This window comes from Kitasatospora sp. NPDC048545 (genome assembly GCF_040651155.1).
Classification (GTDB): domain Bacteria; phylum Actinomycetota; class Actinomycetes; order Streptomycetales; family Streptomycetaceae; genus Kitasatospora.
Map to the genome: position 1 here is coordinate 317,521 of NZ_JBEZIQ010000002.1, position 13,442 is coordinate 330,962.

The following is a 13,442-nucleotide window of genomic DNA, read 5'->3' on the forward strand; positions in this document are numbered from 1 at the left end:
GAGCCGCAGATGTCGATCGCTGGAGCCGCAACGGCGGGGGGACCCAGACGCAAGGACCGGACCCACTACCTCTACCTCGCCGTGATCGCCGCGGTGGTCGCGGGTGTGGTGGTCGGGCTGGCCGCCCCCGGCTTCGCCGTGGAGCTCAAGCCGGTCGGCACCGGCTTCGTCAACCTGATCAAGATGATGATCAGCCCGGTGATCTTCTGCACCATCGTGCTGGGCATCGGCTCGGTGACCAAGGCCGCGAAGGTCGGCAAGGTCGGCGGCCTCGCCCTCGGCTACTTCCTCCTCATGTCGACTGTCGCACTGGCCATCGGCCTCGTCGTCGGCAACCTCCTGGAGCCCGGCGGCGGCCTGCACCTGACCGCCGCGCTCGCCAAGTCCGGCCACGCCCAGGCGGCGGCCGGCGGCTCCCAGTCGACCACCGACTTCCTGCTCGGGATGATCCCCGACACCATGTTCTCGTCCCTCACCCAGGGCAAGGTGCTGCAGACCCTCCTGGTCGCCCTGCTCACCGGCTTCGCCCTGCAGGCGATGGGCCCGGTCGGCGCCCCGGTCCTGCGCGGGATCGAGCACGTGCAGCGGCTGGTCTTCCGGGTCATGGCGATGATCATGTGGGTCGCGCCGATCGGCGCCTTCGGGGCGATGGCGGCCGTGGTCGGCGCCACCGGCACCGCCGCGCTGAAGAGCCTCGCGGTCATCATGATCGGCTTCTATCTGACCTGCGCACTGTTCGTCGTCGTGGTGCTGGGCACCCTGCTGCGCCTGGTCGCCGGGGTCAACGTGTTCGCGCTGCTGAAATACCTCGGCCGCGAGTTCCTGCTCATCCTCTCGACCTCCTCCTCCGAGAGCGCCCTGCCCCGCCTGATCGCCAAGATGGAGCACCTGGGCGTCAGCCGCCCGGTCGTCGGCATCACCGTGCCGACCGGCTACAGCTTCAACCTCGACGGCACCGCGATCTACCTGACGATGGCGTCGATCTTCATCTCCGAGGCGATGGACAAGCCGATGTCGATCGGCGAGCAGCTCTCGCTGCTGGTGTTCATGGTGATCGCGAGCAAGGGGGCGGCCGGGGTCACCGGCGCCGGACTCGCCACGCTGGCGGGCGGGCTGCAGTCGCACAAGCCCGCGCTGGTCGACGGGGTCGGCCTGATCGTCGGCATCGACCGCTTCATGTCCGAGGCCCGCGCACTCACCAACTTCGCGGGCAACGCCGTCGCGACCGTGCTGATCGGGCACTGGACCGGTGAGCTCGACGCCGAGCGCGCCCGCCGGGTGCTGGCGGGCGAGGTGCCGTTCGACGAACTCACCCTGGTCGACAGCCACGGCGCCGACGCCGGGAGCCCGGCACCGGAGGCCTCACCCGAGGCCGTCCCCGCCCAGGGCGCCGCGCCCGCCGCCGTCTGAGCGACCGCACGCCCCCTCACTCCCCCGGTCCGGCGCCTCCCACCAACCCCCGGAAACGGCGCCGGGCCGGGGGTCCTCCTTTTCCCCGGCCCCGGTACGACCAGCCGCGCGCAACCCCGCCGCCAAGACTCCGGGCGGCCACAGCCCGGCGGTCACGACCGGGCGGTCACGGCCGGGCGGTCACAGCCCGGCGGTGTCGACCTTCGCAGTCACGGCCCTCACGACCACGGCCCCCACGACCACGGCCCGGCGCTCACAGCTCCTGCGACCCGCTGACCGCCCAGGCCACCCCGCTGGCCGGATCCTCCAGCGCGACGTGCAGGTGGTGCAGCCCGGCCGCCGGCTCCTGCCAGGTGAAGCAGCGCATCCGTTCCACCAGCGCGTTCACCTCGCCCGACCCCGGCCCGTCCGCCCCGGCCATCGCGACCAGCGCCCGCCACAGCCCCAGCCTCCCGTGCGCGCAGCCCTGCGCCCGCCCGACCGCGGCGGCCCGCACCAGCGCCGGGTAGGCGAGCGCGAACGGCAGGTACCCGCCGACCACCCGTCGGCCGCGAGCCAGCAGGGCGGCCGCCAGCGGGGCCTCACCACGCACGCACACCACGTCCGCCCACGGCGCCAGCGCGCCCAGCTCCCCCAGCGCCCGGGTGATCCGCTGCCCACCGGGCCGACCGTTCGTCCGCGCCACCGACACCGGCAGGTCCACCTCCCCGAGACCCTCCCGACTGGCCGGCAGGGTCAGCAGCGCGCTCCGCGCACCCCCGCCGGGCAGGTACTCCCGCACCCTCGCCGACTCCTCCCACCCCGCCGCCTCCCACGGCTCCAGCCGCAGCGGCACGCCCTCCGGGTCGGGCTCGGCCCCGTAGGAGAGGTCCTCGCCGAGCAGCACCCGGGTGTGCGCGACCAGCCGGCGCACCGGCGCCGGGCCGAGCAGCGGGGCCAGCCTCAGCCAGGAGTGCCGGGTCGCCAGCACTTCCCAGAGCGGGCCGGCATCGTGGTCGGCCACCCCGGCGACCGCGCCCTCGCCTCCGTCCCGGTCGAACAGTCGGACGGCCAGCTCGGGCGGCGCCGCGTAGGCGATCAGGTGGCCGAGCGGCGCGGTCAGGGACGCCGCGGTCTCCTCCCCCGCTTCGACCACGGCGGCCGCCCGGCCCTGCCGGTAGGCGGCGAGCAGCTCGTGCCAACGGCCGTCCTCGGCCAGGGCGCGCAGGCGGCGGTCCTCGTGCGTGATCACGATTTTCAGCGTACGGGCCGGGGGGACGCATCAGCTGACTTGTCGTCAGCTCGGTGCGTCGTACCGCCGGGCGGCGGCAATCCGGCCGGCGTCGCTCCCGGCGGCAGGCGGCGAGCGGCGGGCGCTCCGGACGGCGAGGCGGACGGCAAGGCGGTGGGCGGCGGCACGAAGGCTGACGCCCGGCCGCTATCCGCGACCCCGTTCGCGCTCCCGTTCGAGGACGGCGCGCAGCCGCCCGTGGGCACGACGACGGGTGACGGCCAGGGTGCAGCCCGAGCAGTTCGGCGGCCTCGTCGACGCTGTAGCCGTCGAGGTCGACCAGCGCCACGGCGCGGGCCTGCTTGGCGGTCAGGAACCCATCGGTGAACACCCGGTTGAACTCGGCCGATCGACCACCGGCCGATCGACCGCCCGCCCCGCACGGGCCGAAGCCCTTCCCGGGCCCGCCGTCCATCCGTCGACCACTGCAATCCGCCATGCCGTTCTCCCCGGAAATCGGCACCCGGACGCCCCGCCGGGCCCGGCCACGGCACCATCGGGCGTGTTGTGACGCAGGCCACATCATGGTTCGTCGCCGTCACCTTGCGCAGCCGTTCGCCCACAATGCACCACCGCCTCCGCGGCGGCGGATGACGCATGACAGATGACAGATTTCGAAATCTGTCAGCTGTCATCTGTTCGCTGAAGCCCGTCGCCCGAGCGCCGCCGGCCCTCCGCTCCGACGCCGCCTCACCCCGGGGCCGTCGGCGCGGCATCCGCGAGCAGCCGGGCGGCACGCACCCGGCCGGCGTGCTCCACCAGGTTGATCAGCACCTCCTTGCCCGACGAGCGGTGCCGCGCGTCGCAGAGCAGCACGGGCGTACCGGCGTCCAGGTCCAGCGCGCGGGCGACCTCGCCCGGGCCGAACTCCCGGGTCCCGGCGAAACGGTTCACCGCGACCACGAACGGGATGCCCCGGTGCTCGAAGAAGTCGACGGCCGGGAAGCAGTCAGTCAGCCGCCGGGTGTCGGCGAGCACCACGGCACCCAGCGCGCCCTGGGCCAACTCGTCCCAGAGGAACCAGAACCGGTCCTGTCCCGGGGTACCGAAGAGGTAGACCGCCAAACCCTCACGGATGGTGATCCGCCCGAAGTCCATCGCCACCGTCGTGGTGCTCTTGCGCTCCACGCCGTCGAGGTCGTCCACCCCGCGCCCGACCTCGGTCAGCCGCTCCTCGGTGCGCAGCGGGCGGATCTCGCTGACCGCGCCGACCAGGGTCGTCTTGCCGACCCCGAAGCCGCCCGCCACCAGGATCTTGAGGGCGAGCACGGTGCCGTCGGGGTCCTCCGTCGCGAACGCCCGGGACGCCCGGGACGCCCGGGACGCCCGGGACGGCCTGGACGACCCGGGCGCCGCGGAGGGCCCCGGCGGATCGAACGGGCTGGGCGGGGCGGACGGACCGGACGGGCAGGACCGGTGGTCAGAGTGCGCGGAGTCCATGGATGACCTCCTGGAGGATGCGCTCGTCGGGGAGCAGGGCGGGCGGGACAGGACGGTTGACCCGGATGAGCCCGGCCGCCAGCAGGTCGCCGAGCAGTACGCGCACGACGCCCACGGGCAGGTCGAGTTCGGCGGCGAGCTCGGCCACGGACAGCGGTGTGCCCCGGCACAGCGCGAGGATGCGTGCCTGTTCGGGCCCGGCCGGCGGCTCGGGCGCGGCCGGGGCGAGCGCCGGGTCGGGCAGGTCGCAGACGACGACGGCGATCAGGTCGAGCTGCCGCCCACCGGTTCCGGTGCGCCCCCGGGTCACGGCGTACGGGCGGACCAGCGGGCCGGCCTCGTCGTCGTACCACCGGGCCCGGTGGGCGGCGGCGAGCGGGTTGCGGGGTTGGCGGGCGGGATCGGCCCGCGGGTGTTCCGGATGTCGCCCGGGGGGCGGGCCCTCGGGGGACGGTCGGGGCATCCGGCTCACCAGCCGTCCGCCGCACGCGGCGCCGTGCTCAGGTGCTCGCCGACCCGGCGGACCAGCCTGGCCGTCTCGTAGGCGATCAGACCGAGTTCGGCCCGGGAGTCGGCGAACACGGACAGGCAGGTGCCCTCCCCGGCCGCCGCGACCAGCAGGTATCCGCCCTCCATCTCGACCATGGTCTGGCGGACTTCACCCGCGTCGAAGTACCGGCCGGCACCCTTGGCCAGGCTGTGGAACCCGGAGGCGACGGCCGCCAGGTGCTCACCGTCCTCGCGCGGCAGACCGGCCGAGGTGCCGATGGCCAGTCCGTCGGCGGACAGCATCACGGCGAAGCGCACCTCGGGGGCGCGCCGGACCAGCTCGTCGAGGATCCAGTTCAACTCTCCTACGCGGTGGGTGGTGCCGATCACGGGTGCTCTCCTTCGGGTCGGGGTGGGGTCAGTGGGCCGCGCGGGCCCTGCGGCGGCGGATCGGCGGGCTGCCGGATGGTGGGCCGCCGTGTGGTGGGCTGGTCGGCGGACCGGTCCGCGGGCTGGACAGCGAACCGGTCCGCGGGCCGGTCGGACCGTCCGTCGTCGGGGCGTAGGCCACGCACCCACCCGTTCCGGAAGGCCGCCATCGCCGCACGCGCCGCCTCGGGACTGCGGTTCTCGGGACTGCGGTTCTCGGGGCTCTCGGGATGCCCGGGGCGCTCATGGTCTCCGGGATTCCCGGGGTGCCCAGGGTGCTCAGCGCGCTCAGCGCGCTCAGCGCGCTCAGCGCGCTCAGCGCGCTCAGGCTGTTCGGGGCTCCCGAGTCCGTCGGGTCCGAGACGCTCCGGACCGCGACTCCCCCGGCCGCTGCTTCCCGCGCCGTGGCCCCCGGAGTTGCGCCCCGAGGGGCCCGTACCGGGCGCCGTGGCCGGGCCCGGGGTGGTGCCGGTCGTACGGCCGGTGTGCGCGCCCGGTCCGGCCGGTGCCCCGCGCAGTTGCGGCACGAGGCTCGCCTGACGGGTCCGGCGCGGCAGTTCCCCGGGCCCCGGATCGGGCCTGCGTCCACCGGGCGCCGGGGCGGCCTCCGGTCCGGTGCGGTTCGGCTGCGGCGGCCCGAACTGCGGACGGGCGGCGGCACCCTGGCCCCCGTCCGCAGCCGGGTCTGCCCTCCGGGCCCCGGAGGCCCGGAGGGGAGCGCGGCGCACCGGGCCGGGGGCGTTCCCCCGGACACCGAACGGCAGCAGCGCCCCACCCTCCGGCGGCGGCCCACCCACCGCCGGAAGTCCCGTCTCCCCCGCAGCGCGCGGGGTGTTCCCGCCCGTCGGGGCGAACTCCCGGTCGGGCCGACCCGGATGAGTGCTCCCGACCGGGACCGGCTCGGCGTCATCGTCCGGCCGGACGTCCAACTCGACGACGGGATCGTACGGTTGGTACCGATCGCCCGCCGCCCGGACCGCCGCACCGTCGGCCAGCAGCGTGGTCGGCAGCAGGACCACCGCGGTGATACCGCCGTACGCGGAGGTCACCAGCGAGATCCTGACGTCCTGCCGCCGGGCGAGCCGGCTGACCACGAACAGGCCGAGCCGGTCGCTGTCGAAGAGGTCGGTCCGTTCGGCGGCGGCGATCCGGCGGTTGGCCGCGTTCAGGGCCTCCGGCCCCATGCCGAGGCCCCGGTCCTCGATCTCCAACGCGTAGCCGTTGCCGACCTGTTCGCCCCGGATGTGCACCCGGGTGTGCGGCGGGGAGAACCCGGTGGCGTTCTCGACCAGTTCGGCGACCAGGTGGGCGAGGTCGGCGACGGCGTGCCCGACGACGGCGGCGCGCGGCAGCGGGTGCACCTCGACCCGGGTGTACTCCTCGACCTCCGAGACGGCCGCGCGCACCACGTCCACCAGCGGGACGGGCTTGCGCCAGGCCCGGCCGGGCGCGGCACCGGAGAGGATGATCAGGCCCTCGGCGTGCCGGCGCATCCGGGTGGTGAGGTGGTCGAGCCGGAACAGGTCGGCCAGCTCGGACGGGTCCTCGGTGCGGCGCTCCATCGCGTCCAGCAAGGTGAGTTGACGGTGCACCAGGACCTGGCTGCGGCGCGCCAGGTTGACGAACACCCCGGACACCCCGGACAGCACCTCGGCCCGCTCGACCGCCGCCGTCACGGCCGCCCGCTGGACGGTGCCGAGGGCCCGGTGCACCTGGCCGATCTCGTCGTCCCGGCCGGGCGGCTGCGGCGCCTCGGTCTCGACGTCCACCTCCTCGCCCGCCCGCAGTTTCCGCATGGTGGAGGGGAGTTTGCGACCGGCCAGCTCAAGTGCCTCGTTGCGCAGGCCGATCAGTTCGGTCACCAGGCCGCGCCCGATCTGCACCGAGATCACCAGCGACGCCACCACGCCGAGCAGGCCGAGCAGCACCGCCGTCCCGGCCGGGGTGAACAGGCCGAGGGCGTAGGGGCTCCGGCGCTCGGCGGCGACCCGTCCGGCCTGGTCCTCGACGGCGCGCAGGCCGCTCTCGACGTTCCCGGCGACCATCGCCCACCGGTCCGCCGGCACGGCCGCCACGGCCGCACGACCGTCGGCGGCCGCACGGACCAGGTCCTCGTACCCGACCAGCTCGCGGTGGTCCCGGCCGCCGGTGACGGCGAGCAGCGCCTCCCGGTCGGCGGGGCCCAGGTCGGCGGCCGACCCCCGCTCGAACTCCCGCCGGGCGAACGCCGTACCGGAGAACTCCCGCAGCTGCTCCTCGCCGAGCGCACCGGAGAACCGGGCCGCGCGCAGCAGCGCGTCCTCGCGGGCCAGCAGCTCGCGCGAGCGCGCCAGTTCCAGCAGCACCCGGACGTCACCGGCGGCCGCGTGCTCCTGTTGCGGCGCGGCGGCACCGGCCGCGGCGAGTGCCCGGTCGACGGCCTCGCCGTACGCGGCGTACACCTCGGGCCAGCCGACACTCCGGGCCAGCACCCCTGCGCGCAGCTCGGGCAGGGCCGCGAGGGCGGCGCCGAGGGCGTCCAGGCGGGCGGCCGCGTCGGCGCCGAGGCCTTGGGCGTCGGCGCGGTTGTAACCCCCGTCGGGGTGCCGGGGATCGGGGAACAGCGGGGTGATCGCGCGGTCGGTGGCCGCCGAGGCCTCGCGCAGGGCGGTCTCCCGGGCGGCAGTGGGGGCGGTCGCCGAAGCCGCCAACAGCTGCCCGGCCGCGGTGCGTTCGGCCTGCAGCCCGGCGACCGCCTCGGCGACGGGGGTGAGCACGGTGCGTTGGGCGTCGCGCTGGCGCAGGAGGTCCCAGACGCCCTGCGCGGCGGTGACGGTGGCGAACCCCCACAGGGCGATGATCGAGACGACCGGGACCATCAGCAGGGCGATGATCCGGGCACGGACGGTGCGGGGGCGAAGGCCGCACAGCCAGGCTCCGGGGTGCGGCGGCCGGGCGGGCGGACCCGGTTGGGCACCCCGGCGGGCACCGGGGGCGGCGCCGCGGTCTTCTCGCATCGGTGAGGAGCCTTTCGGGCAGGACGGGGGCTGAGGCGGGACTGGGCCGGGCGGTGCTGGGCGGGGCTCAGCGGGGAGGACCCAGCGGGGAGGGGAGCACGTGCACGGACGGTGTGGTCCCGCCGCTCAGGCCGCTCGGTCGTGCCGCTCCGCGCCGTACCGCTCAGCCCCGGACCCGAGCCCGGACCCGAGCCCGGCCCCGATCCCGGCCCCGATCCCGGCTCTGAGCCCCTCCGCGGTCCCGCCCGAGAGCCCGGCCCCGGCTCCGAACCCGGGGAAGGCCGGCTCCCGCGGTCCGGGTGCGGGACGCGCGGCCGCGGCGGGGAACTCCTCGATGGCCGGCTCGCCGGCCTCCCGGTGGCCGGCCCGTTCCCGCACGGTCGGCGAGAGTGCCACGAAGGCCGAGGCGAGGAAGAGGAACGAGCCGAGTCCGACGGCCAGCGGGAAGACGAATTCCATCGGGCCGGCCCCGCCGAGGCCGGCCCTGGCCGGCTCCAACCGGACATGCACGGCGGCCATCCCGGTGTAGTGCATGCAGCTGACGGCGAGGCCCATGGCCAGTGCGGCGGCCCCGGCCGCGAGGACGTTGCGGATGGTGACGGCAGCCCAGAGCGCGGCGGTGGCGGCACCGACCGCGACCAGGACGGACAGGGCGACCGTCCCGGCGTCGTAGCGCAGACCGGCGTGCATCCGTACGGCGGCCATGCCCAGGTAGTGCATCGCGGCGACGCCGATGCCGGTGGTGACGCCGCCGGCCAGCAGGGCGAGGCCGCGGTGCCCGCCGTAGCAGACGACGGCCAGGCCGAGGCCGGTGACCAGCACCGCGACCACGAGGCTGAGGACGGTCAGCGGGACGTCGTAGCGCAGCTCGGTGCCGTCGACGGTGAATCCGAACATGGCGACGAAGTGCATGGTCCAGATGCCGGAGCCGATCGCGGCAGCCGCCGTGACCAGCCAGTTCCTCCGGGCGGCACCGCTCGCGGCCAGACCGCGCAGCGTGCAGCGCAGCCCGAGGGCGGCACCGGCGCAGGCCATCAGGTACGAGAGGGCAGGGGTCAGCCAGCCGAGGGTGAGGTGGTTGAGGGTGCCCATCGGACCTCCGGTCGACCGGTCGGGCCCGGGGCGGTACGCGGTGCGCCCGGGCACCCGGGCCGGGCGGACTCCGTGCGACCGGCGGCGAGGGCGGTCGGGTCCGTGGTGACCGGGTCTCGTCATATGCCAGCCGCATGTGCGCTTTCGGCCTGGGGTGCGTGGGACGCTATCGAGGGGCCGGAAACGGCCACCCGAAGATCCGAAAAGCTGCCCGCAAATGGCGAGCGATGTGTTCGAATAACCCGGTCGTATGCCCGGACGGCTGACGGAACGGCCAGCGGCCGGCGGCGGACAGCCGGCAGCGACCGATGAACAGCAAACAACGAACGGCGAACAGACGACAGAGTCTGAAATCTGTCATCTGTTCACTGTCATCTGTTCGCTGTCATCCGTCCGCCCGGGCCCGGCCGGCTGTCAGCCCCCGGCCGTCACCCGGATCCGCATCGGGCTCGCCGCCCGCAGGGTGATCCCCTGGGCGAGCGCCACCCGCCGGTCCACGGCCTCCACCTCGAAGTCCCGCAGCAGCAGCCCCAGGGTCAGCACCGACTCCAGCATCGAGAAGTGCTGCCCGATGCACGCCCGCGGCCCCCCGCCGAATGGGAACCAGGCGTAGCGGTGCCGGGCCCTCTCCTCCTCCGGCAGGAAGCGGTCCGGGTCGAAGCGTTCCGGGTCCGCCCAGTGGTCGGGGTGCCGGTGGGTGACCAGCGGTGCGACGACGACCTGCGCCCCCGCCGGGATGACGTACCCGTCGATGACGGTCTCGTCGACCGCCCGCCGGCCGACCAGCGCCGCCGCCGGGTAGAGCCGCATCGCCTCCTTCAGCACCCGCGTGGTGTACGGCAGTGCTTCCAGGTCCGCCGCCGTCGGCGCCCGTCCGGCCAGGACGGTCCGCGCCTCCTCCCGGGCGAGCTTCCGGTGTTCGGGGTGCTTGGCCAGCAGGTGCAGCGCGAAGGCCAGCGAGACGGCCGTGGTCTCGTGTCCGGCGACCAGGAACACCAGGACCTGGTCCCGGAGTTCGGCCGGGTCCAGCCGCTCCCCGTCGTCGTCGCGCGCCCTCCCGAGCAGCGTGAGCAGGTCGTCCGCGTCCTCGTCGCCCCCTCCGCGCGCGGCCCGTTCGGCGATGATCCGGTCGCAGACCCCGTACAGCGCCCGCTGCGCCTCCAGGCCGCGCCGGTTGCCCGGGGTCGGCCAGGTGCGCGGGATGCGGACCGGGGCGAAGCCGCGCTCCTTGACGTACTCGCCGAGCACCGGGAAGTTGTGCGCCACCACGGCCACCGCCTCCTCCACGTCGGCACCGAAGAGGATCCGCGCGACCGTCCGCATCGCGAACCGCGACATCTCCTCCGCGGCGTCCACCACCCCGCCCGGCGCAGCCCGCCAGCGTTCGGCGAGCGACTCCACCTCCCCGGCGACGGCGGCGGCGTAGCCGTCCACCCGGCGACGGGTGAACAGCGGCTGGATCAGTCGACGCTGGCGCTGGTAGTCGCCGTCCTGGCTGGTCAGCAGCCCGTTGCCGACACTGGTCCGCAGTTCGTCGTAGAACGAGTTCTCCTTGCGGAAGTTGGCCGCCTCGCCGGCCAGGACCTGCTGGACGCCGTCCGGGGAGAACACCGCGTGGAACGAGGTCCGCAGGCCGGGTGGTCCGGCCTGGATCCGCACCACGTCCCCGTGGTCACGGCGGGCGGCGAGGTAGGTGCGCAGCGGGCGGCGGGTGAGGTCGAACAGCGATCCGACCAGCGGATGTCCGGCCGGACCGGGTATGGGGGTTTCGGTGGCCATGGCGACTCCTTCTGTAACAGGGATGCGCACCGTCGACTGTACTGACGGGTAGCCAACGCGGGAAGGCGCGAGCACCGGTCCGGGGACCGGCAACTCGCGCCTCCTGTCGGGCACCGACTGCGCACGGCTCGACCGTGTGCGGGCCACCCCGCGCACCGGGCCCACCCGTACGTGGGGCCCGCCCGCGCACCGGGCTCAGCCGCGCACGCGGGTCTACTCGTACTCGGTGCCGCCCTTGCGCGTCAGGTAGGCGTCGCTGACCACCTTGGCGATCGCCCGCCCGCCGGTCACCGGGCTCCAGCGCTCGGTCACCGTCCGCACCACGACGCCTTCGCGCAGGTGGACTTCACGTCCGGAGAAGGTCTCCCGGCCCTGCGCGTGCCCCAGCACGGTCTCCGGGTCGAACGGCCCGCGCCACAGCTCGGGCACCAACGGCAGCTCGCCGTCCAGCAGTTCGGGCGCGGACAGCCAGGTCAACCGACCGCCCACCACCGCCGAGACGTCGAACGCCGCGAACCCGGGCCGCCCGGCGCGCGCCGAGACCCCGTAGTTCAGGTCCTGCACGCCTTCGCCGAAGACCTCGCCGAAGATGCCGACCCGCTCGGCGCCGAGCCGCTCCGCCAGCCGGGCCGCCACCGCCGGGATGTCGTACGCGCGCACCGCCCGCCAGTACAGGTTGCGCTCGTCCTCGGCCAGCGACAGCCCCTTCGCGCCGATCCCCTTGGACGACACCTGCACCTCGCCGGTCCCGGCGGTGTACGTGACCAGGCAGCAGCTGCCGTGCAGCTTCTCGGTCAGCACCACCGGCTCGCCGGGCTCGAAGATGTCGGGGTAGCGCTTGAGGTTCTCGATGTCGACCCAGGGCAGCAGGTCCGGGGCGCCGAGCACATCGCCGTTCATCGACGTGGGCACCGGGGGCTGCCACTTGACCACGCCGAGCAGTTCGGCGAAGTCCGCGCCCTGTTCGGCCGCGGCGGACAGGTCGGTGCCGGCGAGCGCGGCGGGCCGGCAGACGATGCCCTGGGACAGCTGTCCGCGCAGCCGTACCGCCCTCACCCGGTTCGCCCGCGAGCCGGCCAGCTTGCCGGTCAGACCCAGCTCCGCGATCAACTCATCCGGGAGGACGGACTGTTCGGGAATGTAGACGGCGAAGTCCCCGGTCCGGTAGGCGCCCCTCGCGACCACCGCCCGGTAGAGGCCGACCTGTGCGAGCTCCAGAGCATCGGCATTCGGGTGCTCCAGGATGGTCAGCTTCTCGGCGGTGACGCGCAGCGTGGACATGGACGGGACTCCTCCCCTTGACTCGACCGCGGCGGCACGCCTGCACCACCCGGTCGCATGGACGGACGTCCGTGCGTACGGGTGTACACATGTACGGACGGCGACCACTCTGGCCCGTCGACCGCCCCCGGCGCGACGCATTTACCGTCGGCCCGGCCCTCGGAGGCCGCTGCCGGCGCACCCGTTCGAGCCATCCCACAACAGCTCCGAGGCCGCTGGCCGCCCCCGGCTGTGCGAAGTGACAGGGGATTTATCGCTTGCATTTGCGGCACTATGATCGCCGTAATGGCCGCAGCTGCGGTCAGTCCCTCGCGCCCCTCCCGGCGCGCCCCCGGAGGGGAACCACCGATGAGCACCCGTACGACCGGCACCACCCGCAGACTCGCCGCCGCCGCCGCAGCCGCCCTCGTCCTCAGCCTCGGGGTCACCGCCTGCGGCAGCGACGGCGGCAAGCCCTCCGACACCACGGCCTCGACCGCCGCCACCCAGGGCTCCTCCGCCTCGGACGGTGCCGTGCCGAAGGCGAGCGGCGCCATCACCGTCTTCGCCGCCGCGTCGCTCAAGGAGACCTTCTCCGAACTCGGCAAGAAGTTCGAGGCCGCCAACCCGGGCAGCAAGGTCACCTTCAACTTCGGCGGCAGCTCCAGCCTCGCGACCAGCATCAACTCCGGTGCCCCGGCCGATGTGTTCGCCGCCGCCAGCCCGGCCACCATGAAGACCGTGTCCGACGCGGGCGGCGCGAGCGGCCAGCCGACGACCTTCGTCAGGAACACGCTCACCATCGCCGTTCCCAGGGGCAACCCCAAGCACGTCGCGGGCCTCAAGGACCTCACCGCCTCCGGCGTGAAGGTCGCACTGTGCGCGAAGGAGGTGCCCTGCGGCGCCGCCGCGCAGACCGCGCTCAAGGCCGCCGGGCTCGACCTCACCCCGGTCACCCTGGAGCAGGACGTCAAGGGCGCGCTCACCAAGGTCGAACTCGGTGAGGTCGACGCCTCGCTGGTGTACAAGACCGATGTGCAGGCCGATGCTGCGAAGATCGACGGCGTGGACTTCCCCGAGGCCGCCAAGGCCGTGAACGACTACCCGATCGCCGCGCTCGCCAAGGCGCCGAACAAGGACGGCGCCGCCGCCTTCGTCGCGTACGTCCGGTCGCCCGAGGCCGAGCAGGTGCTGACCGCGGCGGGCTTCCAGGCGCCGTGAGCGACCGCACCACCGGATCCGGCAGGAAGCGCCCCGACCGGGGCCCCGGCCAGGCC

General features: G+C 74.5%; 10 protein-coding genes and 1 pseudogene. 3 read left to right on the forward strand and 8 right to left on the reverse strand.

Translation table 11 applies throughout. The features are described 5' to 3' along the window. Positions 1-9 precede the first annotated feature (9 nt). Entirely contained in the window at positions 10-1,410 is a 1,401-nt protein-coding gene (locus AB0D10_RS03460; RefSeq protein WP_360250459.1) for a cation:dicarboxylase symporter family transporter, read from the forward strand. Between the two features lie 253 nt (positions 1,411-1,663). Here AB0D10_RS03460 and AB0D10_RS03465 read toward each other — a convergent pair whose 3' ends face one another. Beyond that, a complete protein-coding gene (locus AB0D10_RS03465; RefSeq protein WP_360250462.1) occupies positions 1,664-2,641 on the reverse strand; it encodes a hypothetical protein in 978 nt (325 codons plus the stop codon). Between the two features lie 265 nt (positions 2,642-2,906). Here AB0D10_RS03465 and AB0D10_RS03470 point away from each other — a divergent pair, with 265 nt between their 5' ends. Beyond that, positions 2,907-3,191, forward strand: coding sequence for a hypothetical protein (locus AB0D10_RS03470; protein WP_360250465.1), 285 nt, complete (start codon positions 2,907-2,909; stop codon positions 3,189-3,191). Between the two features lie 179 nt (positions 3,192-3,370). Here the strand turns inward: AB0D10_RS03470 and AB0D10_RS03475 are convergent, their stop codons facing one another. The 7 genes and pseudogenes from AB0D10_RS03475 to AB0D10_RS03505 all read right to left on the reverse strand — a co-directional run bounded on the left by AB0D10_RS03475 (position 3,371) and on the right by AB0D10_RS03505 (position 12,186). After that, positions 3,371-3,949 (reverse strand): ATP/GTP-binding protein, encoded by a 579-nt coding sequence (locus tag AB0D10_RS03475; RefSeq protein ID WP_360250468.1) that lies wholly within the window; start codon positions 3,947-3,949, stop codon positions 3,371-3,373. A 151-nt stretch (positions 3,950-4,100) separates the two neighbouring features. Beyond that, positions 4,101-4,583 (reverse strand): DUF742 domain-containing protein, encoded by a 483-nt coding sequence (locus tag AB0D10_RS03480; RefSeq protein WP_360250471.1) that lies wholly within the window; start codon positions 4,581-4,583, stop codon positions 4,101-4,103. Positions 4,584-4,588: 5 nt separating this feature from the next. Continuing rightward, complete coding sequence (locus AB0D10_RS03485) at positions 4,589-4,999, reverse strand: roadblock/LC7 domain-containing protein (protein WP_360250474.1); 411 nt, start codon at positions 4,997-4,999, stop codon at positions 4,589-4,591. Further along, positions 4,996-8,034, reverse strand: a complete 3,039-nt coding sequence (locus AB0D10_RS03490) for a nitrate- and nitrite sensing domain-containing protein (protein ID WP_360250477.1) — start codon at positions 8,032-8,034, stop codon at positions 4,996-4,998. Before AB0D10_RS03490 ends, AB0D10_RS03485 begins: the two co-directional genes overlap by 4 nt. A gap of 363 nt (positions 8,035-8,397) precedes the next feature. Continuing rightward, positions 8,398-9,126: pseudogene (locus AB0D10_RS03495) on the reverse strand (MHYT domain-containing protein); the annotation flags it as partial. Between the two features lie 414 nt (positions 9,127-9,540). After that, complete coding sequence (locus tag AB0D10_RS03500; RefSeq protein WP_360250480.1) at positions 9,541-10,905, reverse strand: cytochrome P450; 1,365 nt, start codon at positions 10,903-10,905, stop codon at positions 9,541-9,543. 213 nt (positions 10,906-11,118) lie between these two features. Then, the gene (locus tag AB0D10_RS03505; protein WP_360250483.1) at positions 11,119-12,186 is read right to left on the reverse strand and encodes an RNA ligase (ATP); all 1,068 of its coding nucleotides are present in this window, start codon (positions 12,184-12,186) and stop codon (positions 11,119-11,121) included. A gap of 348 nt (positions 12,187-12,534) precedes the next feature. Here AB0D10_RS03505 and modA point away from each other — a divergent pair, with 348 nt between their 5' ends. Continuing rightward, positions 12,535-13,386, forward strand: a complete 852-nt coding sequence (gene modA, locus AB0D10_RS03510) for a molybdate ABC transporter substrate-binding protein (RefSeq protein WP_360250486.1) — start codon at positions 12,535-12,537, stop codon at positions 13,384-13,386. The last annotated feature ends 56 nt before the right edge of the window (positions 13,387-13,442 follow it).

Excerpts from the sequence above, each read along its gene's own strand:
- AB0D10_RS03460 (WP_360250459.1), top strand. The coding sequence starts at position 10 with ATGTCGATCGCTGGAGCCGCAACGGCGGGGGGACCCAGACGCAAGGAC.
- AB0D10_RS03480 (WP_360250471.1), bottom strand. The coding sequence starts at position 4,583 with ATGCCCCGACCGTCCCCCGAGGGCCCGCCCCCCGGGCGACATCCGGAA.
- AB0D10_RS03490 (WP_360250477.1), bottom strand. The coding sequence starts at position 8,034 with ATGCGAGAAGACCGCGGCGCCGCCCCCGGTGCCCGCCGGGGTGCCCAA.
- AB0D10_RS03500 (WP_360250480.1), bottom strand. The coding sequence starts at position 10,905 with ATGGCCACCGAAACCCCCATACCCGGTCCGGCCGGACATCCGCTGGTC.
- AB0D10_RS03505 (WP_360250483.1), bottom strand. The coding sequence starts at position 12,186 with ATGTCCACGCTGCGCGTCACCGCCGAGAAGCTGACCATCCTGGAGCAC.
- modA (WP_360250486.1), top strand. The coding sequence starts at position 12,535 with ATGAGCACCCGTACGACCGGCACCACCCGCAGACTCGCCGCCGCCGCC.